General features: G+C 64.1%; 21 protein-coding genes. 11 read left to right on the top strand and 10 right to left on the bottom strand.

The window, feature by feature from the left end; all coding sequences use genetic code 11:
* Positions 1-96: 96 nt before the first annotated feature.
* The 3 genes from B097_RS0109455 to B097_RS0109445 all read right to left on the bottom strand — a co-directional run bounded on the left by B097_RS0109455 (position 97) and on the right by B097_RS0109445 (position 5180).
* Positions 97-2031, bottom strand: a complete 1935-nt coding sequence (locus B097_RS0109455) for an ABC transporter ATP-binding protein (RefSeq protein ID WP_018582285.1) — start codon at positions 2029-2031, stop codon at positions 97-99.
* A complete protein-coding gene (locus B097_RS0109450; protein WP_018582284.1) occupies positions 2028-3734 on the bottom strand; it encodes an ABC transporter ATP-binding protein in 1707 nt (568 codons plus the stop codon). Before B097_RS0109450 ends, B097_RS0109455 begins: the two co-directional genes overlap by 4 nt.
* Before the next feature lie 75 nt (positions 3735-3809).
* Positions 3810-5180: an FAD-dependent oxidoreductase gene (locus B097_RS0109445; protein WP_018582283.1), complete on the bottom strand. Its 1371-nt coding sequence runs from the start codon at positions 5178-5180 to the stop codon at positions 3810-3812.
* Between the two features lie 274 nt (positions 5181-5454).
* Here B097_RS0109445 and B097_RS0109440 point away from each other — a divergent pair, with 274 nt between their 5' ends.
* The 6 genes from B097_RS0109440 to B097_RS12815 all read left to right on the top strand — a co-directional run bounded on the left by B097_RS0109440 (position 5455) and on the right by B097_RS12815 (position 11871).
* A complete protein-coding gene (locus B097_RS0109440; protein ID WP_018582282.1) occupies positions 5455-7122 on the top strand; it encodes a nitrite/sulfite reductase in 1668 nt (555 codons plus the stop codon).
* A gap of 209 nt (positions 7123-7331) precedes the next feature.
* A complete protein-coding gene (locus B097_RS0109435; protein ID WP_026254435.1) occupies positions 7332-8105 on the top strand; it encodes a phosphoadenylyl-sulfate reductase in 774 nt (257 codons plus the stop codon).
* On the top strand, positions 8102-9004 hold the full coding sequence (gene cysD / locus B097_RS0109430; RefSeq protein WP_018582280.1) for a sulfate adenylyltransferase subunit CysD: 903 nt from the start codon (positions 8102-8104) through the stop codon (positions 9002-9004). The genes B097_RS0109435 and cysD overlap by 4 nt, the downstream gene beginning before the upstream one ends.
* Entirely contained in the window at positions 9004-10215 is a 1212-nt protein-coding gene (locus tag B097_RS0109425; protein ID WP_018582279.1) for a sulfate adenylyltransferase subunit 1, read from the top strand. The genes cysD and B097_RS0109425 overlap by 1 nt, the downstream gene beginning before the upstream one ends.
* The gene (locus B097_RS0109420) at positions 10212-10901 is read left to right on the top strand and encodes a sirohydrochlorin chelatase (RefSeq protein WP_018582278.1); all 690 of its coding nucleotides are present in this window, start codon (positions 10212-10214) and stop codon (positions 10899-10901) included. Before B097_RS0109425 ends, B097_RS0109420 begins: the two co-directional genes overlap by 4 nt.
* Positions 10902-10947: 46 nt before the next feature.
* Entirely contained in the window at positions 10948-11871 is a 924-nt protein-coding gene (locus B097_RS12815) for a sulfite exporter TauE/SafE family protein (protein WP_018582277.1), read from the top strand.
* Here B097_RS12815 and B097_RS0109410 read toward each other — a convergent pair.
* The 3 genes from B097_RS0109410 to B097_RS0109400 form a co-directional block, all read right to left on the bottom strand.
* On the bottom strand, positions 11868-13049 hold the full coding sequence (locus B097_RS0109410) for an HNH endonuclease signature motif containing protein (RefSeq protein WP_018582276.1): 1182 nt from the start codon (positions 13047-13049) through the stop codon (positions 11868-11870). The two genes, B097_RS12815 and B097_RS0109410, sit on opposite strands and share 4 nt — an antisense overlap.
* 118 nt (positions 13050-13167) lie before the next feature.
* Positions 13168-13701 carry a type 1 glutamine amidotransferase domain-containing protein gene (locus tag B097_RS0109405; protein WP_018582275.1) on the bottom strand — a complete coding sequence of 178 codons (534 nt, stop codon included), beginning with the start codon at positions 13699-13701 and terminating at the stop codon, positions 13168-13170.
* 53 nt (positions 13702-13754) lie between these two features.
* On the bottom strand, positions 13755-15149 hold the full coding sequence (locus tag B097_RS0109400) for an AI-2E family transporter (protein ID WP_425320895.1): 1395 nt from the start codon (positions 15147-15149) through the stop codon (positions 13755-13757).
* 53 nt (positions 15150-15202) lie between these two features.
* On the opposite strand from B097_RS0109400, the gene B097_RS13650 reads away from it, so the two are divergent.
* The 5 genes from B097_RS13650 to B097_RS0109375 all read left to right on the top strand — a co-directional run bounded on the left by B097_RS13650 (position 15203) and on the right by B097_RS0109375 (position 20720).
* Positions 15203-16258: a hypothetical protein gene (locus B097_RS13650; protein WP_155879238.1), complete on the top strand. Its 1056-nt coding sequence runs from the start codon at positions 15203-15205 to the stop codon at positions 16256-16258.
* Between the two features lie 131 nt (positions 16259-16389).
* Positions 16390-18246 carry a molecular chaperone DnaK gene (gene dnaK, locus B097_RS0109390; RefSeq protein WP_018582272.1) on the top strand — a complete coding sequence of 619 codons (1857 nt, stop codon included), beginning with the start codon at positions 16390-16392 and terminating at the stop codon, positions 18244-18246.
* A gap of 49 nt (positions 18247-18295) precedes the next feature.
* The gene (gene grpE / locus B097_RS0109385) at positions 18296-18955 is read left to right on the top strand and encodes a nucleotide exchange factor GrpE (protein ID WP_026254432.1); all 660 of its coding nucleotides are present in this window, start codon (positions 18296-18298) and stop codon (positions 18953-18955) included.
* A 145-nt stretch (positions 18956-19100) separates the two neighbouring features.
* Positions 19101-20291: a molecular chaperone DnaJ gene (gene dnaJ / locus B097_RS0109380; RefSeq protein WP_026254431.1), complete on the top strand. Its 1191-nt coding sequence runs from the start codon at positions 19101-19103 to the stop codon at positions 20289-20291.
* Positions 20292-20312: 21 nt separating this feature from the next.
* The gene (locus tag B097_RS0109375) at positions 20313-20720 is read left to right on the top strand and encodes a heat shock protein transcriptional repressor HspR (protein ID WP_018582269.1); all 408 of its coding nucleotides are present in this window, start codon (positions 20313-20315) and stop codon (positions 20718-20720) included.
* A 77-nt stretch (positions 20721-20797) separates the two neighbouring features.
* Here B097_RS0109375 and B097_RS0109370 read toward each other — a convergent pair whose 3' ends face one another.
* The 4 genes from B097_RS0109370 to B097_RS0109355 all read right to left on the bottom strand — a co-directional run bounded on the left by B097_RS0109370 (position 20798) and on the right by B097_RS0109355 (position 24909).
* On the bottom strand, positions 20798-21532 hold the full coding sequence (locus B097_RS0109370; protein ID WP_018582268.1) for a hypothetical protein: 735 nt from the start codon (positions 21530-21532) through the stop codon (positions 20798-20800).
* A gap of 128 nt (positions 21533-21660) precedes the next feature.
* Entirely contained in the window at positions 21661-23430 is a 1770-nt protein-coding gene (locus tag B097_RS0109365) for a pyruvate dehydrogenase (protein WP_018582267.1), read from the bottom strand.
* A 61-nt stretch (positions 23431-23491) separates the two neighbouring features.
* Positions 23492-24661: an alpha/beta hydrolase gene (locus B097_RS13150; protein WP_018582266.1), complete on the bottom strand. Its 1170-nt coding sequence runs from the start codon at positions 24659-24661 to the stop codon at positions 23492-23494.
* A complete protein-coding gene (locus tag B097_RS0109355) occupies positions 24658-24909 on the bottom strand; it encodes a hypothetical protein (RefSeq protein WP_147287083.1) in 252 nt (83 codons plus the stop codon). The genes B097_RS13150 and B097_RS0109355 overlap by 4 nt, the downstream gene beginning before the upstream one ends.
* Between the last annotated feature and the right edge of the window lie 25 nt (positions 24910-24934).

Genomic DNA, 24934 nt, shown 5'->3' with positions numbered 1-24934 from the left:
ACCTCCAGTGCTGATTGCTAATAAATCATAATTTAGCACGCGGCGAGGAGGGGGCTATCTTACAAAAATCGCGGTTTTCATAAGATAGCGCCTCTGTTATTCGTCGGACGCGAAGCCGGCTTGGTTCAGATCCCAGTACGCGCCGCGGGCGGTCAGCAGCTCGTCGTGGGTGCCCTGCTCGACGATACGGCCCGCCTGCATCACCAGGATCAGGTCGGCGTCACGGATCGTCGACAAGCGGTGCGCGATCACAAAACTCGTCCGATCGGCCTGCAACGCACCCATCGCGCGCTGCACAAGCACCTCGGTGCGCGTGTCCACGGAAGAGGTAGCCTCGTCCAGGATGAGCAGGGAAGGCTTAACGACGAAGGCCCGCGCGATCGTGATCAACTGGCGTTCACCGGCGGAGAGCGCGCCGCCGTCTTGGTCGATGATGGTGTCGTAACCATCGGGGAGCGCGTGCACGAAGCGATCGACGTAGGTGGCCTTCGCCGCGGCGATGACTTCTTCGTCGGTGGCGTCGAGGCGGCCGTAGCGGATGTTGTCCATGATGGTGCCCTCGAAGAGCACCGCGTCTTGGAGCACCATGCCGATCTGGCTGCGCAGTGCCTCGCGCGACATCTGGCGGGTGTCCACCCCATCGAGCAGGATCTGGCCGGAGTCGATCTCATAGAAGCGCATGATCAGGTTTACCAGCGTGGTCTTACCGGCGCCGGTGGGGCCGACGATGGCGACCTTCTGGCCCGGCTGCACCTCCACGTTGAGGTTCTGGATCAGCGGCTCGTCGGTGTAGGAGAAGGAGACATCGCGGAACTCCACGTGGCCGCTCGCGCGCTGCGCAGTCCCGGCCTGGGCCTGCGAGGGCTCCTCTTCCTCGGCATCCAAGAATTCGAAGACACGCTCGGCCGAGGCCACGCCGGACTGCACCATCTGGGCCATGCCACCCAGCTCACCGAGCGGTTGGTTGAACTGGCGCGAGTACTGGATGAACGCGGTGGCAGCGCCCAAGGAGAGGGAACCGCCGGCCACCATCAGCCCGCCAAACACGGCGATTGCCACGTAGGACAGGTAGGAGATGAACTGCATGATCGGCATCATCAGCCCAGAAAGGAACTGGGCCATGGACGCGGCTCCGAACAGTTCGCGGTTGCGATCGTCGAAAAGCGCCTGCGCCTCGTCGTGACGCCCGAAGATCGTCAGCACCTCGTGACCGGAGAAGGTTTCCTCCACGTGCCCGTTGAGCTGGCCCGTCGCGCGCCACTGGTTTTTGAAGTGGGCCTGGGAGCGGCTGCCGATCACGCCGATGACGATGGCGGTCAGTGGGATGGCCAGGAGTGCTACCAGGGTCAGCCGCCAGGAGACGGTGAACATCATCACCATGATGCCCAGCACCATCAGCACCGATTGCAGCGCCTGGGACAGCGATTGCTGGAGGGCCTGCTGCACGTTGTCCACGTCGTTGGTGGTGCGGGAGAGGATATCGCCGCGCTGGCCGCGATCGAAATAGCTCAGCGGCAGGCGGTTCAGCTTCGCCTCGACGTCGGCGCGCAGCTGGTAAATCACGCGCATCACCAGGCGGTTGAGGAGGAAGCCCTGCAGCCACATCAGCACGCTGGCGCCCACGTACAGGGCCAGCACCACCAGGATCAGCTGGCCCAGCAGCCCGAAATCGATGCCCGCGCCCGGCACCAGGTCCATGCCGGAGAGCATGTCCGCGAACTGGTCCTGGCCGCCCGCGCGCAGGCCGGCGATCACCTCGTCCTTGCTGGCGCCGGCGGGCAGCTGGCCGCTGACCGCGCCGTTGAAGATCACGTCGACGGCGCGCCCCGTCACGCGCGGGGCGTACACGTTGAGCAGCACCGACAGCACCACCAACACGATGACCACGCCAAAGCCCACCTTGTGCGGGGCAAGCAGCCCGAGCAGCCGCTTGGCGCTGGGCCAGAAGTTCTTCGCCGTGCGCGGTGCGTCGTGTTCGCCGGCAGCGCCCTGGAGCTCCAGGATCTCTTCGTCAGTCAGCTCGTTGCTCATTGGGAGACCTCCATCTGTGATCGCACGATCTCCGCGTAGGTCGGCGAAGATTCCACCAGCTCGTCGTGCGTGCCGCGGGCCACGATCCGCCCGGCATCCAGCACCAGAATCTGGTCCGCATCGACGATCGAGCTGACGCGTTGCGCCACGATCACCACGGTCGCATCACTCAGCTGCGGCAGCAGCGCCGCGCGCAGGTTCTTGTCGGTGGTCATGTCCAGCGCAGAGAAAGAATCATCGAACACATAGATCTTTCGCTTATCGACGATCGCCCGCGCAATACACAGCCGCTGACGCTGCCCGCCCGAGACGTTGGTGCCACCCTGCGCGATCGGCATATCCAGCGACTCCACGAAATGTGCCTGCGCCGTCCCCAGCGCCTGCCACAGTTCCTCATCGGTCGCATCCGGGTTGGCCACGCGCAGGTTGGAGGCCACGGTGCCGGAAAAGAGGTAGGGCTTCTGCGGCACCATCGTCACCGAGCGCACCAGCTCTTCCCGGGCAAGAGAAGAGACAGGGGTGTCGTCGATAAGCACCGTGCCCTCTGTCGCCTCAAACAAGCGGGGGATCAGGTTGACCAGCGTGGTTTTGCCGGAGCCGGTCGCGCCGATGATCGCGGTGACCGTCCCCGGGGTGGCGCTGAATGCGATGTCATCGAGGACGGGGGCGTCCGCGCCGGGGTAGGTGAAACCGACGCCGTCGAAGGTGAGACGGCCGGTGGTGGGGGCGGCGGTGCCGTCGGAGGTCATGGAGGGGTCGTGCGCCAAGATCTCGGTGATGCGGGTGGCGCACACCATCGCGCGCGGCAGCATCATGGCCATGAACGCGCCCATCATCACGGCCGCCAGGATCTGCAGCAGGTACTGCATGAAGGCGGTGAGCGAGCCGACCTCCACCTCCCCGGCCTCCACGCGGTGGCCGCCGAACCACAGCACGGCGGCGGTGGCTGCGTTGAGCACGATCATGATCAGAGGGAACATCAGCACGAAAATGTTGCCGATGCGCACGCTGAGCCGGGTCAGGTCGAGGTTGGCGGCGTCGAAACGCTGGGTTTCGTGCTCCTCGCGGGTGAACGCGCGCACCACGCGCACGCCGGTGATCTGCTCGCGCAGCACGCCGTTGATGCGGTCGATCTTGCCCTGCATGCTGCGGAAAAGCGGCAGGAGCGCCAGGATCAGGCCGGTGACCACCACCGCGAGCACCAACACCGACACGGCGACGAGCCAGCTCATGCCCGGATCCTCGCGGATGGCCATCACCACGCCGCCAACCATCATGATCGGCACCGCCACCATGAAGTTCAGAAACATCAGGAAGGTCATCTGCACCTGCTGCACATCATTGGTGCCGCGGGTGATCAAGGTGCCGGCGCCGAAATGGCTCATGTCCTCGGAGGAGAAGCGGGCGACGCGGTGGAAGATGCGTTCCCGCAGGTCGCGGCCCACACCCATCGCGGTGCGCGAACCGAACCACACCGCCGCACACGCAGCGATCACCTGCACAAACGCGACGACCAGCATGACGCCGCCGATGCGCCAGATGAACGGCACATCGCCGCGGGCCACGCCTTCGTCGATAATGCGTGCGTTCAGGCTGGGTAAATATAAGGTGGCGGCGGTGGTCAGCGTTTGCAGAACCACCACCGCAAGAATCGCGCCGGCGTACGGGCGGGCGCGACGCGCTAAGAGGCGGAGCAGATCCATGGGGTGGGGGAGGCCTTTACTTTTCGGTGTGAATGACCTCGCCGATCTTAAGCCAAAGATCGCACGTGTGCGTACTTAGCTGACCACAGGCACTGCGCGCGCGTGCTGCACCATATCTTCCCACTCGACGATCTTCTTGCGCTCGCGGCCATAAATCTCGCAGCCCTCGCCGGCCGCGCGCTCCGCGGCGTCCAGGCGGTGCCAGCCTTCCCAGGTGGTGTACGGGATCCCGCGGGATTCCAGCAGTTCGACGATCGCCTCCGCGCCCTCATGCTTGCGCGGGCTGAGGCGGCCGGCCTGGGCATCGTCGACAAGTAGGTCGGTGGTCTCCTTGGCGTCGGACTTCGTGTTGCCGATCAGGCCGACGGGACCGCGCTTGATCCAGCCGGTCACGTACAGGCCGTCGTTGACCTTGCCTTTTCCGCTTTCCGACGGGATCACGTTGCGCTCATGGTCAAACGGCACGCCGGGCAGTGGCTCACTGCGGTAGCCGATGGCGTGGTACACGGCCTGGACGGGCCAATCGGTGAACTCGCCCGTACCGACGACGTTGCCCGCGCCGTCATATTCCTGGCGCTCGGTGCGCAGCCCGACGACGGTCTCGCCGTCCTTATCGCCGTCCTGCTTTAGCAGGACCTCGACCGGCTCCTCGAAGAAGTGAATGTGCAGCGTGTGCGGAGCGTCCTTCGGCTCGCGCAGCGCGTACTGCTCCAGCACCTGGCAATTCAGATCCACTGACTTGTTCGCGCGGCGGGCGGCGACGGACTGCTCGTCGTACTCGATGTCCTCCGGGCTGATCACCACGTTGATCGTGTCGGACAGGTCCAGCTCCTTCAGCTCCTTCGGCGTGAACTTCGCCTGCGCCGGGCCGCGCCTGCCGAACAGGTGCACCTCTTCCGCCTGGTTGGTGCTTAACGACGAATACACGTTGTCGGGTATTTCGGTAACGAGGAGCTCATCGCCGGTCTTTGCCAGGATGCGTGCAATATCCAACCCGACGTTGCCCACGCCGATCACCGCAACCTGGCGGGCGGAGAGGTCCCAGTCGCGTTCGAAGCGGGGGTTGCCGTCGTAGAAGCCGACGAACTCGCCGGCGCCGATGGAGTGCTCGCCGCCTGGGATAGTCAGGGCCTTATCGCGGACTGCGCCGGTGGAGATGACGATGGCGTCGTAGTAGTCGCGCAGCTCGTCGATGGTGATGTCGCGGCCCACGGTGATATTGCCCAGCAGGCGCAGGTGTGGCTTATCCAGCACGTTGTGCAGGGACTTCACGATGCCCTTGATCCGCGGGTGGTCCGGGGCCACGCCGTAGCGGATCAGGCCGAAGGGGGCCGGCATCTGCTCGAAGAGGTCGACGTAGATGTCGTGTTCTTCGTTGCGGATCAGCAGGTCGCTGGCGTAGATGCCGGCCGGTCCTGCTCCAATAACTGCGACGCGCAAGCTCATGATGCACGGTCCTTTCCAAATTCAACACTATCTAGACTGCTTGGTCTGTAAAGGTAGCCAGTAAGCGGCCCCGTGTAAAGCGAAACGTACAATAAAATTCACGCACTCTAGGCGCGAAAATTTAGATTCACCCAGGTTGGTGCAGTTCAAGGGGGTGGCGGGGCGATCGTCGATAAGCAACTATTGCAATAGACAAATTGGTACGGTTACTGTTCACTGCATTAGCAAAAAGCCAATTACGAAGTAGACCAGCCGGTCTAAAAGAGGAGCAGCGATGCCTACCACCACCGCGTCACCACGCCCCCGGTCGAAAAAGCCCGAAGGCCAGTGGAAGATTGATGGCACAACGCCACTCAACCACGACGAAGAAGTCAAACAGGTCGAACCCGTCCTTGAAGTCAAGCAACGCGTCATCGACATCTACTCAAAGCAAGGCTTCGACTCCATCCCCGCCGACGACCTCGCCCCCCGCTTCAAATGGCTAGGCATGTACACCCAGCGCAAGCAAAACCTCGGCGGCGAACACACCGGCAAGGACAACTCCGAGCTCCAGGACCGCTACTTCATGATGCGCATCCGCTTCGACGGCGGCCGCTGCACCACCGAACAGGCCCGCGCCGTCGGCGAAATCTCCCGCGACTGGGCCCGCTCCACCATCGATCTCACCGACCGCCAGAACATCCAGCTGCACTGGGTCGAGATCGAAAACGTGCCAGCCATCTGGGAGAAGCTCGACGCCGTCGGCCTGAGCACCCTCGACGGCTGCGGCGACGTCCCGCGCGTCATCCTCGGCTCGCCGGTCGCAGGCATCGCCGCCGACGAAATCATCGACGCCACCCCCGCCATCGAAACCATCAGCCGCGACCTCGTCACCCGCGACGAATTCCAAAACCTGCCGCGCAAATTCAAGTCCGCCATCTCCGGCAACGCCCGCCAGGACGTCACCCACGAGATCCAGGACCTCGCCTTCCAGGGCGTCGAGCACCCCGAACTCGGCCCCGGCTTCCAGGTGTACGTGGGCGGAGGCTTATCGACGAACCCCATGCTGGCCCAGCCCCTGGGCGTCTTCGTCACCCTGGAGCAGGTGCCGGAAGTGTGGGCCAACGTGGTGCGCATCTTCCGCGACTACGGCTACCGCCGCCTGCGCAACCGGGCGCGCCTGAAGTTCCTGGTGGCGCAGTGGGGCGTCGAAAAGTTCCGCGAAGTGCTCGAAGAGTACCTGGGCTACGCGCTACCCGACGGGCCTGCCGCGCCCACCAACCCCATCGACCGCGACCACATCGGCCTGCACAAGCAGAAAGACGGCAACTACTACCTGGGCGTCAAACCCACCCTGGGGCATCTCTCGGGCGAGCAGCTGATCGCCGTGGCCGACCTCGCCGAATCCCACGGCCTGACCCGCCTGCGCTTCACCCCGTTCAAGGAGCTGCTCTTCCTGGACATCCCGGAAGACAAAATTGACGCGCTCACCGCCGACCTCGACCAGATGGGCCTATTCTCCAAGCCCAGCGAGTTCCGCCGCGGCCTGCTCAGCTGCACCGGCCTGGAATACTGCAAGCTGGCGCACGTGACGACGAAGTCCCGCGCCATCGAGCTTGCCGACGAGCTGGAGGACCGCTTCGGCGACCTCGACAGCCCCATCAGCATTGCTCTTAACGGCTGCCCTAACGCCTGCGCGCGCACGCAGATCGCCGACATCGGGCTGAAGGGCCAGACCGTCACGGATGCCGACGGCAACCGCGTCGAAGGCTTCCAGGTCCACCTCGGCGGTACCCTGGGCGAGGGCGCCAACTTCGGCCGCAAGATCCGCGGCCACAAAGTCACCTCGACGGAACTGACGGACTACGTCACCCGCGTCGTCGGCAATTATCTGCGCGACCGCAACGACGGCGAAAACTTCCGCGAGTGGCTCGTCCGCGCCGACGAGGAGGACATCAAATGAGTTTCCGCCGGAAACCCAACCCCAACCGTAACCACCCCACCTTCTGCCCGTACTGCGCCGGCGAGGACCTCTACCCGAACGAGGAAACCGACTTCGCCTGGAAGTGCCACGAGTGCCTGCGCATCTTCGACGTCCGCTTCTACGGCCAGGACGACCCCGAAACCCCGCCCGCACCCGCACCTTCCACCCACGAGGCGCTGCAGAAGTCCCTGGCCCGCTTCAACATCGGCTCGAACTTCCGCGACCCCGGCATCAGCCCCGACGGCCCCACCACCACGCGCGCGCTTAACGACGACACCCTGCGCCGCAACCAGGCGCTCGTCGATAAGTGGGCCGACACGCTGTACGACGAATCCGCCGAGAACATTTTGGACTGGGCCCATGAGCATGTGTCTGAAGACCTCGTCGTCACGCTGAGCATGGAAAACACCGTGCTGGCGGAACTGGCGAAGGACCACCTGCCCGGCGCGGACCTCCTCTTCCTGGATACCGGCTACCACTTCGCTGAAACACTGGAGGTGGCGGACAAGGTGGAGGCGCGTTACCCGGATCAGAAGCTGGTGCGCGCCCTGCCGGTGCTGTCCCGCGCGGAGCAGGACGCCACCTATGGGCCGAACCTGTACCTGTCCAACCCGACGGCGTGCTGCCGGATGCGCAAGGTGGAGCCGCTGGCGGTGCAGTTGTCGGACTATGCGGGCTGGGTGACTGGCCTGCGCCGCGACGACGGGCCGACCCGCGCGAATGCCCCGGCCTTGTCGCTCGATGACACTGGCCGGCTGAAGATTTCCCCGCTGGTCACCTGGACCCTGGAGGACACGGACCGCTATATCGCCGAGCACGATTTGATCATCCACCCGCTGACCCAGCAGGGCTACCCGTCCATCGGGTGCGAAACCTGCACCCTGCCCGTTGCTGAGGGTGAGGATCCGCGCGCCGGGCGCTGGGCCGGACAGAACAAGACAGAATGTGGGCTCCACTCATGACACAACTTTCGCCACACCTCAAAGATCTAGAAAACGAATCGATCCACATCCTGCGCGAGGTGGCCGGCCAGTTCGACAAGGTCGGCCTGCTGTTTTCGGGCGGGAAGGATTCGTGCGTCGTTTTCGAGCTGGCGCGCCGCGCGTTCGCCCCGGCCGCCATGCCGATCGAGCTGCTGCACGTGGACACCGGGCACAACTTCCCGGAGGTGATTGAGTTTCGCGATGCGCTTATCGACGAGACCGGCGCCCGCCTGCGCGTGGCCGAAGTCCAGGACTGGATCGACCGCGGCGACTTGGTGGAGCGCCCCGACGGCACCCGCAACCCGCTGCAGACCATCCCGCTGGTGGAGACGATCGCCGAGGTGGGCTATGACGCCGTGCTCGGTGGTGCTCGCCGCGATGAGGAGCGCGCCCGCGCCAAGGAACGTGTCTTCTCGGTGCGCGATAGTTTCGGCGGGTGGGATCCGCGCCGCCAGCGCCCCGAACTGTGGGACCTGTACAACGGTCAGAAACTGCCGGGCGAAAATATTCGCGTGTTCCCCATCTCCAACTGGACGGAGGCAGACGTGTGGGAGTACATCGGCGCCCGCAACATCGCCCTGCCGCCAATCTATTTCGCCCACGACCGCGAAGTGTTCCAGCGCGACGGCATGTGGCTGACCCCCATGCCTGGTGTGCTGGAACCGAAAGAGGGCGAGGATATCGTCGTCAAGCGCGTGCGCTACCGGACCGTCGGCGACATGAGCTGCACCGGCGCGATCGAGTCCGACGCCACCACCATCGACGAGGTCCTGCGTGAGATCGCCACCTCCACGCTCACCGAACGCGGCGCCACGCGTGCCGACGACCGCCTGAGCGAATCCGCCATGGAAGACCGCAAGAAGGAAGGCTACTTCTGATGAACGACCGCCAAACACTACGCCTGTGCACCGCGGGCAGCGTCGATGACGGGAAGTCCACCTTCGTGGGGCGCCTCCTGCACGACACCAAATCCGTGCTGGCCGACCAGCTGGCCTCCGTAGAACGCACCAGCGCCGACCGCGGCTTCGACGGGCTGGACCTCTCACTGCTTGTCGACGGGCTGCGGGCCGAACGCGAGCAGGGCATCACCATCGACGTGGCCTACCGCTACTTCGCCACCGACAAGCGCGCCTTCATCCTGGCCGATACACCGGGACATGTGCAGTACACGCGCAACACGGTGACTGGTATGTCGACGTCGCAGGTGGTGGTGCTGCTTGTCGACGCCCGCCACGGCGTGGTCGAGCAGACGCTGCGCCACCTCAACGTGGCCGCCCTGCTGGGGGTGAAGACCGTGATCCTGGCGGTGAACAAGATCGACCTGGTCGACTACTCCGAGGACACATTCACCGCGATCCGCGAAAAGTTCACCGCGCGCGCCACCGAGCTGGGGATCGCGGACCCGCACGTCATCCCGATCTCCGCGCTGCGTGGCGACAACGTCGTCGAACCGTCGGCCAACATGGACTGGTACGAGGGCCCCACCGTGCTGGAGCTGCTGGAGACCATCCCCGTGAACTCCGGGCGCGCCCTTGACCTGGATTTCCGCCTGCCCATCCAGTACGTGTTGCGTGAGCACGCCACCGACTACCGCGCCTATGCCGGCAAGATCACAGCCGGCACGGTGTCTGTCGGCGATGAGATTTCCGCGCCGGGTGGGCGCTTAACGACGATCACCCACATCGATACCTCGGACGGACTGGATGCGGTGGATCATGCCAAAGCGGGCGATGCCGTGGCTCTGCGCCTGGCCGACGATATTGACCTGGTGCGCGGCGACCTGCTTGCCGGCGGCACCAGGCCGGAGGCGGTGCGCGAGTTTGAGGCCACCATCGTGGGGCTGACCGACAAGGAGATCACCGACGGCAAAACCGTGAAAGTCCGCTACGGCACCACCCTGGTGCGCGGGCGCGTGACCACGCAAGAACCGGTGGGCCTCAACGACATCGCCCTGGTGACCATCACCACCGCCACCGAACTACCAGTGGAGGAGTACGCCGCCCGCGGAGCGGTGGGCAACTTCCTGCTCATCGACCAGGCTTCGGGCAATACGTTGGCGGCGGGACTCGTCGGAAAGCGTGCGCGATGACCGCCCTAATCACCCTGTCGCACGGTTCGCGACACCCGGAGGCGGTCGAGGGCTCCCGCGCCATCACCGCGGCCGCGGGCGAGGCGCTTGGCGTGGATGCGGTCGACGCCCACCTCGACTTCACAGCCCCCGACCTCGCCGGAGCCGCCCAAGCGCTCGTCGATAAGCACCATGCGCGGGCCGTAGTCGTGCCGCTGCTGTTCACCGACGCCTACCACGCGAAAGTGGACGTGCCCGCCGCGATCGCCGAGGCCAAGGGCATCGAACTGCAGCTCGCCGCCGGGCTGGGCCAGGGCGAGGACATCGCCGCGCTGCTCGCCGCCCGCGCACCCGCCGGCGCCACCCTCGCCCTCTACCCTGTGGGCACCTCCGACGCTGAAGCCGCAGCCGCCACCGAAGCGCTTGGCGCACGCGTGGCCGAACTGACAGGGCAACGCACCGTCGTCGTCCCCGCCACCGGCACAGGCCCCGGACGCCGCGAAGCCGGACTACGCGCGCTTGCCGACGACAGCCCCGCCCTCCACCTGCTGCCGCTTTTCGTCACCCACGGCACACTGCTGGACCTGGCGGTGGGGTGGCTGAGCGACATCAAAGACGACACCGGCATCGACGTGAGCTACTCGCCGCCGCTGCTGACCGACCTTGTCCCTATCGTGGTCGACCGCTACCGGGCGAGCACCCAATAAATCGGTTAACCTTTCACACACCCTTGAACAGAAAGCTGCTAGACCCATGATGACATTTATTCTCATTGCGATTGCGGGCTTCGCCGCCCAACTCGTCGATGGTGGACTGGGCATGGGCTTCGGCATCACGTCCACCACCATCCTGATCGCCCTGGCCGGACTCGTGCCCGCCCAGGCCGTCGCCGCCGTCAACGCCGCCCAACTGGGCACCACGTTCGCCGCCGGCATCAGCCACTGGCGCTTCGGCAACGTGAACTGGAAACAGGCCCTTACCCTGGGCATCCCGGGCATGATCTTGTCCTTCATCGGCGCGACCGTGCTGGCCAACCTGCCTGTGTCCGCCGCCCGCCCGCTGACCGGCATCATCTTGATGGCGCTCGGCGTGCACTTGGTGATCCGGTTCAGCAGTGGTCGTCGAAAAGCGCAGCCTAGTGGCAAGCCGACGTCGAAAGGCGCGCTGATCGGGCTGGGTTCGATCGGCGGCTTCCTCTCCTCGACCGGTGGCGGCGGCTGGGGGCCGGTCACCGTGTCCACCCTGCTGACCATGGGGCGTGCGGAACCGCGCAAGATCGTCGGCACCGTGTCTGCTGCCGAATTCCTCGTCTCCATCGGTGGCACCGCGGGCTTCGTCGTGAGCATGTGGGACGAGCTGGCGCGCAACGCCATGATCATCCTCGCGCTGCTCATCGGCGGCGTGCTGGCGGCACCGATCGCGGCGTGGGCCGTCTCCCGCCTCAACCCCTACCTGCTGGGCGGGCTGGTCGGTACGATGCTGATCGTCCTCAACGTCCCGGCCGTCTTCGGTGGATTCGGCTGGTCCGAGACAGTGATGTGGGCGATCCGCATCGCGATCCTCGTCGTCGGCTTCACCATCACCTTCATCGGCGCGCGCCGCGTGAAGCGTAACCGGCAGGTCAACGTTGTCGACGAGCAGGAACCCTCCGCCGAACCCGCAGCTGTGCACAGCTAGACAGCCAGCGGGTGGCGGTTACGCACCAGCTTCCCGCCCGGCAGCACCCGGTACGTCACGCCGGCGATCTTGCGATACATCTCGCGGTCGCCGGCTTTGCCGTTGTGGTAATCGCACAGCATCGACAGGTTGCGCACGACCGTCAGCCCGCCCTTACTGTGCGGGATATTGTGATTAACCTGAGTGCGGGTCACGGGCACGCTGCACCCTTCCGCGGCGCACACTGTTTGTTCGGCTTCGAGGAGGCAGCGGTCCTTGTAGCTGGCGAACCTGGCCAGCGCCTTTGCCTTGGTGGCGGCGGGCACGGGTGGATCGCCACGCGAGGATCTTCGTTCTTCCTCCCGTTCCAAGCCGGCCCGGTCAACGATGTGCCCGTCGTCGAAGAATGGGTGCAGCCCGGTGGAGATCGTGACCGCGCCGTCCATGTTGGTCAGGCCGACGTATTCGGCGATCGGTTCGATCTCCCTCTCCAGCAGCTCGCGGCCGGTGATCAGTGCGCCGTTGGTGCAGTGCAGCACAGCGTCGGCACCCTCGCCGTTGCGTAGCGCCTGCACATCGCTGAGCGGCACCAGCACCTTCACCACGGTGCGCACCCCGCCTTCGCTTGTCGACGAGCACATGCCCGCCAATAGTGCTTCTGCTGGGGAGGTGCCTTCTTCTTCTGCGCGCTCGCGGGCGAGTTGTTCGGCGGCGCGGATCTCGGACGAGGGGCCGCGCACGGTCAGCGAGGCCTCGGTGGTGCCCTCGTGGTGGGTGACCTTCATGGAGCGCTTTGACTGCTTGGGTTCCTCTTGGTCGGCCGCGTCAGCGGTCGCGTTGTAGGCGCGCACGCGTTCGGCGGCGTGGCGCTGGAAGTCATAGTCGTTGCCTTCGAAGGCGGTGAGTTCTTCGCGCAGCGGCCATTTGCGGGTGGAGTCGGTGAGCCGGTTGGCGTAGTTTTCGATGGACTTCAGCCTCTGCAGGCCCAGGTTGCCGCGTGTGGCGGAGTCACGGGCGTTGCGTTGCTTGCGGGTGAAGGCGGTGGAGCCGTAGTAGAGCTCGTAAAGTTTGCGCAGCGTCGATAGTGGTTGGGCTTCGGCTCCACTGCGGCGGAGGTCGTCGTCGGAAAGCGTGCCGACCTCGGCGATCAGCGTCATGGCGCTGGTGCCGAGGGCGGTGAGGATCTCTCCGAGGTTCATGCCTCATACGCTAAACGGCCCCCGCAATGTGCGCGGGGGCCGTTGGCGAAATGTCCGAAATCTGTGGAAAACAACATTGTTATCCACAGGTTGGCCAGAAAGTGCCAGGTTTTACTTCTTAGTCGTTGCTCGACTGAAAGGCTTCGACGATCGCCGCGTTGAATGCCTCCAGGTCGGCCGGGGTGCGGGAGGAGACTAGGCCGTTGTCCACGTGGACTTCCTCGTCGACCCAGTTGGCGCCGGCGTTGGTCAGGTCGGTCTTCAGGGAAGCGTAGGAGGTCAGGGTGCGGCCGCGCAGAACGTCGGCGTCGGTGAGGATCCAGCCGCCGTGGCAGATCACGCCGGTGGGCTTGTCAGCCTCGAAGATGCCGCGTACGAATTCGACGGCGTGGCCGTCCATGCGGATCTTGTCGGCGTTGGAGGTGCCGCCGGGCAGGATGAGTGCGTCGAAGTCGGCGTGGTTGGCCTCTGCGGAGGTGAGGTCCACCTTTTCCTCAGTCCCGTTCTTGCCCTTGATGGTGCCGGCTTCGGTGGAGATGAGGGAGACCTCGGCGCCGGCGTTGGTGACGGCCTCGACTGGGCTTGCCAGCTCCGAGTCCTCGAAACCGTTGGTGGCGATGACAGCGATCTTGCGTCCGTTGAGAGAAGACAATTTATGCTCCTTAAGTTTGGGGATCGGACTGGCCCCCACCCTATGCGAATTTCCTAATTCTCGCGGCCGGGTGCTTTGTCAATGTCGTTCTCCGCGGCCGCGTCGCCGCCTTCCTTCAGCTTTTTCACGCTGGTGGCGCCGTATTCTGGGTCCACGGGTTCTTCGCCGGATTCTTTAGATTTGCGGCGGCCCATGCGGCGCAGGTTTTCGCGCACGGCTTCGAAGGCTTCGCGCGAGCTCATGGTGGCGCCTTGTTGGGTGGAGATCTGGATGTCGTCGGCAGTGATTTCGCCGGTGCGTAGGGACACCATTTCGGCGTGGTAGCGGAACCAGACGGCGACCACCGCGGCGACGGGTACGGCGAGGAACGCGCCGATGATGCCGAACAGGGTGGAGCCGACGGTCACGGACAGCAGCACGATCGCCGCGTGCAGGCCCATGGCCTTGGATTGCAGGACCGGCTGCAGCACGTTGCCCTCGACCTGCTGGACGACGATGACGAGCACCAGCACGGCCACCGCCACCCAGAATCCCTGGGATACCAGCGCCACGATCACGGCCAGAGCACCTGCGGTGAAGGCACCGACGATCGGGATGAACCCGGCGAAGAAGGTGGTCACGGCCAGCGCCATCGCTAGCGGCACCTGCAGGATCACAAGCCCGATACCAATGAAGAGGGCATCCACGAAGGAGACCACGGCCTGCGTGCGGATGAACCCGGACAGGGTGTTCCACGAGCGCATGCATACCTCGGTGAAGTGGAAGCCGGCCTTCGCGCCCGCGTATTGGCGCACCCAGGGCAGGAAGCGGTCGCCGTCTTTGAGGAAGAAGAATGTGAGCACGAGCATGAGCACGAGCGTGACGACGATATCTGTGGCCACCCCGACACCAGAAATCACGCCGGAGGCGATATTGGAGGCCTGGTCGGTGATGTATTGACGCACGTTCGCCAGCGCCTCGTCGATCTGCGTGGTGTCGATCGCCAGCGGGCCCGTTTCCAGCCAGTTCAGCACCTGGTCGATGCCGCGCTGCGCCTGGTTGTACAGGTCTTGTGCCTGGGAGCTGATGGTGGGGGCCATGGCGGCGAAGATGGCGAAGATGGCGCCGAAGAAGCCCACGATCACCAGGATCACGGCGAGCGCGGCGGGCACCTTGCGGTTGCGCAGCCAGCGCACCGGCGGCCACAGGACGGTGCAGAAGATCAGCGCCAGGATGGCTGGCAGCAGGCCCACCCAGATGAAGCCGAGGCCTTGCCACACGACCCACGCGGCGGCGGCGATCACGAGTAGTCGGATTGCCCAGAGCGCGAGGGTGCGCGCGTCCGCGGACAGGATCACCGAGCGGTCAATATTTTCTTCGGAGAGTTCCTGGGCGGAGTCGGCCGGGGTGGGTTCTTTGGGCACGCTGCTGTCAGCGATGGTCTCATTAATCTTGTTCACAGAGGACATCATGCCAGAAAACTGACACTGCAAGAATTGTCACGATGCCCGACAATAGATTCATGCGAGTGACTGTGCTAACGACGGTGCCCTCCAGCAACGCCCCTGCTACCGATGTGCAGGCGACCGTGGCGCGGCTTATCGACGAGTTCGCTGACGCTGGTCTTGTCGTTACCGGCCCCGATATCCGCAGTACCCACCCGCTGGCCCGCCTGGTCACGCGCGCGGCCTGCGTCTACGAGCTTTACCGTGATGACCATTACACGCCCCTCCAACTGTCAGAATTCGCACACCTGGCTTCTTTGGGGCCCACGGTGGTGCAGGTGGGTAATGGTCCGGTGCGTTCGGTGGACGGGGAGAATCTGCAGGCGCCCGGCAATGACGTAAAGGTCCCCGTGGCTGAGGATGCGGTGCGGCGCAGGCTTTCGTCGTTAAGCGCCATGCGTGGGCTGGGCCATGACGTGCCGCCGGTGCTGGGGCGGGCGGAGGCGAGGCTGCGCGCGCTGCCGGAGCTGGAGGCGATGATGCGGGCGCAGGCGCTGGTGGGGCAGGTGGCGGCGCTGGTGATGGCGGGTCGGGCGCCGGAGTCGGATGATCTGGTGAGCGTGGGGCGCGGGCTGATGGGCACACGCGAGCGCGATTTTCTGCGCGAGGTGGGTCGGCGCGTGGCGGCGGGCGGTTTCGAGGTCAGTGATGGGCTGTATCGCGAGGCCCAGGTGCACCTGACGGCGGTCGCGGCGGCGGAGGCCCTGGGGTGGGTGCTGGGGCGGGTGCTTGTCGACGACGCCCGCGTGATTCCCGCGCGGATGGATCCGGAGGCGTGGGTGATGGGCGCTCCTGGTGGGGGATCGGGGGAGCTGCGTGGCATGGAGGAGATTCTGGATGCGTTTGATCTGGCGCATGTGGTGCATCATGCTGAGCCGGAGTGGATGGCGCGGGAGGGGCGTCGGATAGCGCGCGGGTGGAATCGGGCGCTGGGGTGGGCGTTGTGGCCGGGTTCGCAGTGGGGGGCAGAGCGAAAGGGTGATCTGAGGTGCAAGTTCACAGGAAACTGTTACTTGTGCTGTGACCAGCCGAAACGAAGAAAGTTGAGTGGGGTTGGAATAACTTTGCCCTAGGTCCCGTTGTGTAGGTTGAGTGCAATCGGCTCAAGGTTGCTGGGATCGTGTGTTAGAGTGGTTCCACAAGTTGAGCCAGAGGCAATCAACTTATCTGATGAACTTCACTTACAACAGGAGGAATAAACATAATGGGACGCGCAGTAGGAATTGACTTGGGTACCACCAACTCGGTTGTATCCGTCCTCGAAGGTGGCGAGCCAGTAGTTATCGCCAACTCGGAGGGCTCCCGTACCACCCCGTCCGTTGTCGCATTCGCGAAGAACGGCGAAATCTTGGTCGGCCAGTCCGCCAAGAACCAGGCGGTCACCAACGTTGACCGCACCATCCGCTCCGTCAAGCGCCACATGGGCTCTGACTGGTCCGTGGAAATTGACGACAAGAAGTACACCCCGCAGGAAATCTCTGCCCGCACGCTGATGAAGCTGAAGCGCGACGCAGAGTCCTATCTTGGCGACGAAGTCACCGAGGCAGTTATTACCGTCCCTGCTTACTTCGAAGACGCACAGCGCCAGGCCACCAAGGAGGCCGGCCAGATCGCAGGCCTCAACGTCCTACGTATCGTTAACGAGCCAACCGCAGCAGCACTGGCCTACGGCCTGGAGAAGGGCGAGAAGGAACAAACCATCCTGGTGTTCGACCTGGGTGGCGGCACCTTCGACGTCTCCCTGCTGGAGATCGGCGACGGCGTCGTCGAGGTGCTTGCAACCGCAGGTGACAATGAGCTCGGTGGCGACGACTGGGATCAGCGCATCGTCGATTGGCTCGTCGAAAAGTTCAAGTCCGCCAACGGCATCGACCTGACCAAGGACAAGATGGCTCTACAGCGTCTGCGCGAGGCAGCAGAGAAGGCAAAGATTGAGCTGTCCAGCTCCCAGCAGGCATCCATCAACCTGCCATACATCACCGTGGACTCTGAGAAGAACCCACTGTTCCTGGACGAGACCCTGAGCCGCACCGAGTTCCAGAAGATCACCTCTGATCTGCTGGACCGCACCAAGTCGCCATTCAACCAGGTGATCAAGGACGCCGGCCTGTCCGTCTCCGACATCGACCACGTGGTCATGGTCGGTGGCTCCACCCGTATGCCAGCTGTGACCGACATGGTCAAGGACCTCACCGGCGGCAAGGAGCCGAACAAGGGCGTGAACCCAGACGAGGTCGTCGCACTGGGTGCCGCACTGCAGGCAGGTGTGCTGACCGGCGACGTCAAGGACGTGCTGCTTCTCGACGTCACCCCGCTGTCCCTGGGCATTGAGACCAAGGGCGGCGTGATGACCAAGCTGATCGAGCGCAACACCACCATCCCAACCAAGCGCTCCGAGACCTTCACCACTGCCGAAGACAACCAGCCTTCCGTGCAGATCCAGGTCTTCCAGGGCGAGCGTGAGATGGCATCGGCGAACACCCTGCTCGGTTCCTTCGAGCTGGGCGGCATCGCACCGGCGCCACGTGGCGTGCCACAGATCGAGGTCACCTTCGACATCGACGCCAATGGCATCGTCAGCGTGTCCGCAAAGGACAAGGGCACCGGCAAGGAAAACACGATCACCATCCAGGACGGCTCCAAGCTGTCCCAGGAAGAGATCGACCGCATGATCAAGGACGCCGAAGAGCACGCGGAAGAGGACAAGAAGCGCCGCGAGGAGCAGGAAACCCGCAACTCCGCAGAAACCGCTTCCTACCAGACCCGCAAGTTCGTCGACGAGAACTCCGAGAAGGTCTCCGAGGACGTCAAGGCCAAGGTCATCGCAGCAGCAGACAAGGTCGACGAGGCGCTCAAGGGCGACGACCTCGACGCCATCAAGTCCGCTGTTGAGGAACTGAACACCGAGTCCCAGGAGATGGGCAAGCAGCTCTACGAGGCTGAGGCCAACACCGGCGCAACCCAGGCAGACGCTGGCGACTCCGCTAACGCTGCCGACGACAACGTCGTCGACGCCGAGGTTGTCGAAGAGGACGAGTCCGACAACTCCGACAACAAGTAGGCCCGCACCCCGCGTGGCGACGCGCGGGGAGCCACGAGAAAGATGGTGGATGATAATGGCACAAGAGATGCCGAACGATCCAGGTAACCCGGACAACACCGACCCGGAGTTCACCAGCCCAAACGAGGCCGAACAGGCAGCAGAAGAGGCCGCCAAGGCACAGGCTGATGCCCGCGCCGACGCCGCCGAAGAGGTCGCGATCGATCCTGAGCTCGAAGCTGAGGTCGACGAGGCGCTCGCAGGTGTCGAGGAGCAGGAAGCCGTACCCGATGTGGAGGCCCAGCTGGCTGAGCGCACCGAGGACCTGCAGCGTGTGAGCGCCGAGTACGCGAACTACCGTCGTCGTACTGAGCGCGAGCGCACCGCAGCCGTCGAGGCTGCGAAGGCCAAGGTGATCACCGAGTTCCTGCCGCTTCTCGACGACCTCGAGCTAGCCAAGCAGCACGGCGACCTCGACGAGGGCCCGCTGAAGGCCTTCGCCGACAAGCTGAACAACGTGCTGGCCGGCCAGAAGCTGGAAGCATTCGGTGCGGAGGGCGACGAGTTCGACCCAGAGATCCACGAGGCGGTCCAGGACCTGTCCGAGGGCGACGACAAGCGCCTAGGCACGGTACTGCGCAAGGGCTACCGCTTGGGCGATCGCTTGGTGCGCAACGCCATGGTGATCATTGCGGATCCGCAGGAGACGCAGGCGCCAGAGGCAGAATAAGCCGCATGAGGAAAAGGGCCGGGGACCACTAGCTTTGGCCCCGGCCCTTTCCACAATTTCATAGAATTAGATTTGAAACATAGTTCACAAAATATATTTAGATCAACAACACTCTTCGATTAGAAGCGAAAGGAGGAGATGACCCGTGGCAATGAACCGTGAATGGGCAGATAAAGACTATTACGGGGACCTGGGTGTCTCCAAGAACGCCTCAGCGGCGGACATTAAGAAGGCTTACCGGAAACTCGCACGCGAGAACCACCCGGACCAAAACCCAGGCGACGCCAAGGCGGAGGAGCGCTTTAAGAAGGCGGCCGAAGCTTATGACGTGCTTTCCGACGAGGGCCAGCGCAAGGAATACGACCAACTGAAATCGATGATCGGTTCCGGTGGCTTCCCCGGCTTCGGAGGGGCGGGTGGTTCCGGCTTTCCGGGCGGGTTTCGTCAGACGTCGACGGAAAACATCGACTTCTCAGACCTCTTCGGAGGAGGATCCGGTGGAGGATTTTCTGAAGAAGGCGGTCTTGGTGACATCTTCGGCGGCCTCTTTAATCGTGGCGGCGGTGCTGGCAAGTCAGCGCGGCCGACGCGGGGGGCGGATGTAGAAACCCGCATCACCCTCGACTTCCGCGAGGCAGCCCAGGGCACCACGATCCCGCTGGAACTTTCCGGGGAGGCACCGTGTACGACGTGCCACGGCTCCGGCTCGAAGTCGGGCAATCCGACAACGTGTTCTGAGTGCTCCGGCTCTGGTTTTGTCAGCGAGCAAAAAGGCGCGTTCGGCATGTCCCGCCCATGTACCAAGTGTGCGGGCTCCGGCCAGGTGATCGAGGATCCGTGCCCGACCTGTTCGGGCCGCGGTACGGTGCACCGGACCAGGTCGATTACCGTGCGCATCCCCGCGGGTGTGATCGATGGGCAGAAGGTGCGCCTGGCTGGGCAGGGGGAGGCCGGACCGAACGGCACTCCGGCCGGTGACCTGTTCGTGCACGTCACGGTGCGTCCCGACAAGGTGTTTACCCGCGATGGTGATGACCTTGAGGTGACCGTGCCGGTGTCCTTTGCCGAGCTCGCCCTGGGTGGCACCGTGACGGTACCCACCCTGGACAAGCGCGTGAAGGTGAAGGTCCCAGCGGGCACGCCGAACGGCCGCACCCTGCGTGTGCGTGGGCGCGGCATCCCGAAAAGTTCCGGTGCGGGCGACCTGCTGGTCACCGTGGAGGTGCAGATCCCGAAGAATCTGGACGCAGCGGCCACCAGCGACCTGCGCACCTACGCCCAGGCAGAGAAGGATTCCGGCTTCGACCCGCGTAGCGGGTGGGCCGGCGCCAACTAGTAGGGCTGGGAGGTGAATACCATGGCAGAAGAATCGCGTAACGATAATTACGAGGAATACTTCGTCATCTCGGTTGCTGCGGAACTGACTGGCATGCACGCACAAACCCTGCGTACCTACGATCGCATGGGGCTGGTGACCCCGATGCGGACCTCCGGCGGTGGGCGCCGCTATTCCCACCGCGACATCTCGATGCTGCGGCGGATTCAGCAGCTCTCTCAGGAAGAGGGAGTGAACCTGGCCGGCATCAAGACGATTATCGAATTGTCGGAGGAGATTGAAGAACTCCAGTCCCGCCTGGAGCACAGTGAGCAGCAGAACAAGGAGCTGCGCCAGAAACTGTCGCGGGGCGGGCGCACGAGCGGTGAGTTGGTGCATGTTCCGCGTTCCACCGCGATGGTGATGTGGGACCCACGGCGTCGTCGATAGGCGCAGGCAAGCGCCGAAAGGAAAACGAAACGCCCTGTCCAACCGCAATGGTTGGGCAGGGCGTTCGTGGTGTCTAGTTAGCGCTGGGTGGTGACGACCTCGTGGGTCTTCTTGTTGATCACGCTGCGTGCGCCTGCAACGCCGGCCAGGGAAGCCAGTACTGCGCCAAGCAGGAGGCCACCGAAGGTCCACCAGCCACCTTCAGCGATTGCTGGTGCGGCTTCGTTCAGGGTCTGCTGTGCGTTGTCAGCTGCCTGCTGCGCGGAGTCCTGAACCTGGTTCGGGTCAACGTTGTTGGCCGCAGTGTTCGCTGCGTCCTGGGCCTGCTGTGGGTCGACGGTGGTTGCCTGCGCGCCAGTCTCGGCGGCGGTGCCCACGATGTTGCCGGCAGTGCCGATCAGGCTTGTACCCAACCAGCCAACCAGAACAACGGCGGCGATCAGGGAGGTCGCCCAGGTGGCGAAGCCGTGGAAGAGGCCACCGCGAACGCCCAGGGCACCCGCGACGTATCCGGCTGCCAGGAAGGCGATGACCAGGCCGATCAGGGTGAAGATGCCCACCGCGGTGCCGGAGGAGTCCTGCAGACCCATGGCTCCGGCGCCGACGCCGAGCAGGATCATGATAGACAAGAAGGTCACGACACCGGCGAAGATCGCGCCCCAGGACACGTTGCCCTTGGCCACGCGCGGGTCAGAAGTGCCGATGAAGGCTTCTTGCGCGCTGTGGTCGTCGGGGTGGGCCTTCGTTTCCACGTCGTAGGCACGCGTAGTGCTGTGTGGTTCGCGCTGTGGTTCGCGGGAGTGGTCGGTCATTGAATCGTCCTTTCAAAAACAATCAAAAAATAATGTACTACCTATAGTATACCGAAGGACCTCGAAATATGTCGTTACGTTTATATAACGTTTCGATTATCACGTTGTGACCGGCCGGCCAGCCGCGACTAGGTCAACGTGTTCTTGCCGATCGTCGCAGCGCCACCAATATTGCGCAGGTTGGCACGCGCCAGATCCACCATGCGCCCCACACCACCGTCAAGAACCGTCTTCGCAGCAGAGGTGGAAAAGCCCATGAGCATCTCCCAGGTGATATTCGGTGGCAGCGACAGGGCGTCGGGGTCCGTCACCATGTCCACCAGCGCGGGGCCGGGGTGTGCTAGGGCGGCGCGGATGGCGTCGGCAAGCTCGTCGGGCTTTTCGACGCGGAACGCCTTAATCCCAACAGCCTCAGCAATGGAGGCGAAGTTGACCTGCTCGTGGTCGGTCTCGAACTCCTGCAGGCCGGCCACCATCATCTCCAGCTTCACCATGCCCAGCGAGGCGTTGTTGAACACCATCATCTTCACAGGCAGGTTGTGCAACTTCACGGTGAGCAGCTCAGACAGCAGCATGCTTAAGCCCCCGTCGCCGGAAAAGGTGATGATTTGGCGGTCGCGGTCAGCGGCCTGGCTGCCGATTGCCTGTGGCAGGGCGTTGGCCATGGTGCCGTGCTTGAAGGAACCGATCTCCTCCCGCTTGCCGTTGGGGGTGATGTAGCGAGCGGCCCAGACATTGCACATGCCGGTATCGACGGTGAAGACGGCGTCCTCGTCGGCAAGCTCATCGATAATGCTGGCTGCGTACTCGGGGTGGATCGGGGTGGCGGCCTCGGCGTGCTTCTCGGTATAAGCCTCGACGACGTTTTCCAGGGCGGCGGCGTGATCCTTCAGCTGCTTATCCAGGAAGGAGCGGTCGGTCTTTTCGTCGACATGCGGCAAAATGTTCTCGATCACGCTGGCAACATCGCCGACCACGGGGTACTTCACGGTGGTGCGGCGCCCGATCTTCCTGCCATCGATATCGATCTGCGCGACATTCTTCGTCGGCAGCCAATCGTTGTACGGGAAGTCGGTGCCCACCAGGATCAGCAGGTCTGCGTCATACATGGCGTCGCGGCAGGCGCCGTAGCCAAGCAGGCCGGACATACCAACATCAAAGGGGTTGTCGTACTGGATGTGCATCTTGCCGCCAAAGGCATGCCCGATGGGGGACTTAATCTTCTCCGCCAGCGCCAGCACCTGCTCGCGCGCGCCCGCTACACCGGCGCCACAGAACAGGGTGACGGTCTCGGCCTGATTAATCGCCTGCACCAAAGCGGCAGCCTCGGACTGGTCGGGGAAGACGCGCACGTTCGTGCCACGCGCAATCACCGACGCAGCCGGGCCGCTGTCCACCGCGTCCTGCTCGAAGACATCGCCAGGGATAACAGCCACGGATACGCCGGCGCCAGCCATCGTCGACTGGATCCCGCCGTGTACCACGCGTGCGGCCTGCTCGGCGCTGAAGCACATTTCGCAGTACGACGAGCACTCCTGGAAAATCTTTTCCGGGTGAGTCTCCTGGAAGTAGCCGGAGCCGATCTGCAGGCTCGGGATGTGGGAGGCGATCGCTAGGACTTTGGCGCCGTTGCGGTGGGCGTCGTACAGCCCCTGGATCAGGTGGGTGTTGCCGGGGCCGCACGATGCTGCGCAGACCGCCAGCTCACCCGTAATCAGGGATTCGGCGCCGGCGGCGAAAGCTGCGGCTTCTTCGTTGCGGACGTGGATCCATTCGATGGAGCTTTCGCGCACCGCGTCCGAAAACGGGTTGAGTGAGTCGCCCACCAGGCCATAAATGCGTTTCACGCCTTGCTCCTCGAGCATGGCGACGATCTGTTGTGCTAGGTTCTTTGCCATATCATTTCTCCTTTATTGGTACGACCACCATGGTACGCGTCGGAGAAAAATCCAGAGCAGGCTAGCGACGGTTTAATTCACCCACCCGTTGCCACAGCTCTTCGCTGGTCCAGTGCCCGCTGTGCCCGCTGGCCGAACCCAGCCACATGGTCTCCGCGCCGAAGCTGGGCCAGGCTGGGTTAAAGCCGTGCACCGCGCTCGCCCCGGAGCGCGTGAGCCGGATGAAGTCGTTGTGCGTATCGGCCACCAGCACGTGCGGGTCCTCGCTGAACAAGGTGAGCTCGTCGGCACGCGCCACGGGCACCCCGGGAGAACCCAGCAGTACCACGTTGTCCGCATAGAGGCCGTGCTTCGCCGCAGCCTCCCCGACCACCACCGTGCCATAACTATGCCCCACGACCGTCCGGGTGGCATCCGGAAAGCGCTGGTGGAGCGCGGATTGGAAGTATGAGAGATCATCGCCGGCCGCCTCCGCATATTTGCTGCCCGCCGCCTTGGGCACGTTGGCTGGCGCGGTATAGCCCAGCCACACCACAGTCGGCGCCCCGGCTTTCTGTGCCATGATCGCGCCGCGCTCAAGGTAGCCTTCGAGGCTGTCGCTTGCCGACGAGCCCGTGCCCGCCACCAGCGTCATCACCGCCTCGGGGTCCTGCTCTATCTCGCCGACCAACACGGCGATCCCGCCGGGTCCGGCTTCCAGGATCGTGCCGCCGTGCTTATCGACGGCCTCCGCGTCCTTCGCGGGGATCGTAGCCATGTGGCGCTGGTGGAGCTCGTCGAAGGTAAGGTCCGGGTGGTCGTAGAGCCGGTCCATGCTGGGTTCCGGTACCGACTGGTTTGTGCTGGTGAGCGCGGCTGCCACCGCCTGATTCAGAACGAGGCGGTCGAGCTCGGTGTCGGCGATCGCCCCGTGGGCCGCGATAGTGACGGGACTAAAGACGCTGGTAAAGGGGCGCAGTGCGGCGATCATGTGCAAAGAGACCTGTTCCAGCAGGTCGGCCGTCATCAGTATGCCGATGCCTGGTATGGCATCAGTGGAAATGCGTGAGGCGTTCGTCGATAAGCCTGAAAAGCGGGCGCGGGCGGCATCGGGTGCAGCGCCGGAAAACTTGCCCGAGTCGAGGTGGTTGAGGATCGCGCCCACGGCGGCGACTTGGTCCTTGGCGGACTGGCGGAGGTTTTTCAGGATTGCGGCGGCGTCGCCGTAGGGGTGTGGTGGCAGGGTGATCATGACAGCTCCCGGGAAAAGTTTTCGTCCGCACGCGTAACGTTCTCAGCGAAGGCCGCGACCTCGCTTGCGTGGGTGGCGATGCGGGTGGCGCACTCATTGAGCCGTTCCGCAAGCTGGCCAGACAAAGTGGCAAAGGCGCCGGACGCGGCCGAATCCGGCAGCGGGTTATCGACGACGAAAGGGGCCAGGTCGGGGGCTAGTGATGGGACGGATGTGACGTGTGTGGGATCAATTTCTAAAGGTTTCATGCCCATACTGTGACCCATTTTTACC

Origin of the sequence: Corynebacterium pilosum DSM 20521 = CIP 103422 (assembly GCF_000373805.1) — a bacterium.
In the GTDB taxonomy this organism is placed as follows: Bacteria; Actinomycetota; Actinomycetes; order Mycobacteriales; family Mycobacteriaceae; genus Corynebacterium; species Corynebacterium pilosum.
The sequence above is the reverse complement of the archived record's forward strand: the minus strand, read 5'-3'. Positions and strand labels throughout refer to the sequence as shown.

What these genes read in the sequence shown, in the direction of transcription:
- B097_RS0109410 (WP_018582276.1), bottom strand. Translation starts at nt 13,049, where the DNA reads ATGAACCTCGGAGAGATCCTCACCGCCCTCGGCACCAGCGCCATGACG.
- dnaK (WP_018582272.1), top strand. Translation starts at nt 16,390, where the DNA reads ATGGGACGCGCAGTAGGAATTGACTTGGGTACCACCAACTCGGTTGTA.
- B097_RS12815 (WP_018582277.1), top strand. Translation starts at nt 10,948, where the DNA reads ATGATGACATTTATTCTCATTGCGATTGCGGGCTTCGCCGCCCAACTC.
- B097_RS0109365 (WP_018582267.1), bottom strand. Translation starts at nt 23,430, where the DNA reads ATGGCAAAGAACCTAGCACAACAGATCGTCGCCATGCTCGAGGAGCAA.
- B097_RS0109370 (WP_018582268.1), bottom strand. Translation starts at nt 21,532, where the DNA reads ATGACCGACCACTCCCGCGAACCACAGCGCGAACCACACAGCACTACG.
- grpE (WP_026254432.1), top strand. Translation starts at nt 18,296, where the DNA reads ATGATAATGGCACAAGAGATGCCGAACGATCCAGGTAACCCGGACAAC.
- B097_RS13650 (WP_155879238.1), top strand. Translation starts at nt 15,203, where the DNA reads ATGCGAGTGACTGTGCTAACGACGGTGCCCTCCAGCAACGCCCCTGCT.
- B097_RS0109420 (WP_018582278.1), top strand. Translation starts at nt 10,212, where the DNA reads ATGACCGCCCTAATCACCCTGTCGCACGGTTCGCGACACCCGGAGGCG.
- B097_RS0109450 (WP_018582284.1), bottom strand. Translation starts at nt 3,734, where the DNA reads ATGGATCTGCTCCGCCTCTTAGCGCGTCGCGCCCGCCCGTACGCCGGC.
- B097_RS0109375 (WP_018582269.1), top strand. Translation starts at nt 20,313, where the DNA reads ATGGCAGAAGAATCGCGTAACGATAATTACGAGGAATACTTCGTCATC.
- B097_RS0109425 (WP_018582279.1), top strand. Translation starts at nt 9,004, where the DNA reads ATGAACGACCGCCAAACACTACGCCTGTGCACCGCGGGCAGCGTCGAT.
- B097_RS0109355 (WP_147287083.1), bottom strand. Translation starts at nt 24,909, where the DNA reads ATGAAACCTTTAGAAATTGATCCCACACACGTCACATCCGTCCCATCA.
- B097_RS13150 (WP_018582266.1), bottom strand. Translation starts at nt 24,661, where the DNA reads ATGATCACCCTGCCACCACACCCCTACGGCGACGCCGCCGCAATCCTG.
- B097_RS0109400 (WP_425320895.1), bottom strand. Translation starts at nt 15,149, where the DNA reads ATGTCCTCTGTGAACAAGATTAATGAGACCATCGCTGACAGCAGCGTG.
- B097_RS0109455 (WP_018582285.1), bottom strand. Translation starts at nt 2,031, where the DNA reads ATGAGCAACGAGCTGACTGACGAAGAGATCCTGGAGCTCCAGGGCGCT.
- B097_RS0109445 (WP_018582283.1), bottom strand. Translation starts at nt 5,180, where the DNA reads ATGAGCTTGCGCGTCGCAGTTATTGGAGCAGGACCGGCCGGCATCTAC.
- B097_RS0109440 (WP_018582282.1), top strand. Translation starts at nt 5,455, where the DNA reads ATGCCTACCACCACCGCGTCACCACGCCCCCGGTCGAAAAAGCCCGAA.
- cysD (WP_018582280.1), top strand. Translation starts at nt 8,102, where the DNA reads ATGACACAACTTTCGCCACACCTCAAAGATCTAGAAAACGAATCGATC.